We start from the raw sequence: 1,441 nt of genomic DNA on the forward strand, positions 1-1,441 counted from the left end.
CATCCTTTCAGCGGGACCGGCGCCCCGCCAATTCGGTGTCCACTTTCCGGGGGGAACCTCACTGAGCCCCGTTACCGTCTTCGTGGTCCCGTTTCGCGGGACTGCGGTCGCCAAGTTCGGTATGACTTCTTGCCCCTGTCTCTCGAATGATCCGGGGGGTGGTGTCGCCGAACCTGGTGGCGTCGATGGACCGCTGATAGACCTCCGATCAACGTAAGTCGTCAAGCAGCTGCCGGTTCCGCAGCATGGACGGAGCCGGGAAAAGCCTTCGATTCGTCATAGGTTTGGTTGGCTTGAAGACAGTGGTAAAGCTGGCCGAGGAGTCGGTTGAAGACGTTACGGAGTGCGGCGGCGTGCCGGTCGCCGTGTGCTCGGCGCCGTTCATAATGGTCCTTGATCGGGCCAGGTCGCGGGATGGCGGCGAACGCCCAGACGAAGCCGACTGCGGCCAGTCGATTGTTCTTCACGTGCCGGTGGGTAACGCAGGTGCTGCGCCCGGATGCTCTTGTGACGGGTGCGGAGCCGGCGAACGCCTTGAGCCCGCGAGCGTCGGCAAACCGGCCGCGGTCGTCGCCGATCTCTGCCAAGACCCTGGCGCCGGTGGACTCCCCTAAGCCGGGAAAGCTGGTGATGATTCGGTGGTCGGGGTGCTGCCGGAATGCCTCGGCGGCTGCGGCATTGAGGTCGTCGGCATTGACGCACTCGATATTCAGGGTTGCCAGCAAGGCGCTCGCCTGACGACCCAACGCCTTCTCCACCAGCGGCGGTTGCCGCAGTTGGGGGCGGCGAAGTGCGTCCAGGATACGGATCGCGGTGTCCTCGAGCCGACGTTGCCGACCACCCTTGCGTAATGCGGAGATGATGCGGGCCTTGGACAATCGTGCACCCAGTGCCGGTGTCGGCGCGATCGCGAGTATCGCGCGGGCGTCTGGCATGGCAAGGTTTGTGTGGCCGGCGCCGGCGAATGCGTCGAGGAATCCCGGGTAATACTCGCGCAGCAGTGCCCGCAGCTCCTGGGTGGCCTTGGTGCGCCGCCAGATCGCGTCCTGCGCGGCGCGGGCGAGCACCGTGATTGCCCGCGCGAGGTCGCTGTCTGCAGGCAATGTCCGGTGCGCGTGCGCATCGGTGCGCAAGATGTTCGCCAGCGTCATCGCGTCCACGTGATCGGACTTTTTCCTGGCCATCGAGTGGCGATCGCGGTAGCGGGCCACCGCCATGGGGTTGATGGCATAGACGTTTCTCCCCGATCCGCGCAATGCGGCGACCAGTAGGCCGCGTGAGGTCTCGATCGCCACGGGAATCGGTTCGTCGGGCGTGTCGCCGGACTCCGCCAGTAGTCCGAGTAGCTTGCCGAATCCTTCGGCGCTGTCATCGATCCGGAGTTTGGCGACCAATAGACCATCACCGTCAACGACTGCCACTTGCTCCTCTGTCAAGCAGC

The 1,441-nt window shown here is 64.9% G+C and carries 1 protein-coding gene; it reads right to left on the reverse strand.

Going from position 1 to position 1,441, the window contains the following annotated elements:
* Positions 1-221: 221 nt before the first annotated feature.
* The gene (locus CA951_RS42015; RefSeq protein WP_179220529.1) at positions 222-1,436 is read right to left on the reverse strand and encodes an IS110 family transposase; all 1,215 of its coding nucleotides are present in this window, start codon (positions 1,434-1,436) and stop codon (positions 222-224) included.
* Positions 1,437-1,441: the final 5 nt, after the last annotated feature.

Origin of the sequence: Rhodococcus sp. NCIMB 12038, from assembly GCF_002165735.1 — a bacterium.
Lineage (GTDB): Bacteria > Actinomycetota > Actinomycetes > Mycobacteriales > Mycobacteriaceae > Rhodococcus_F.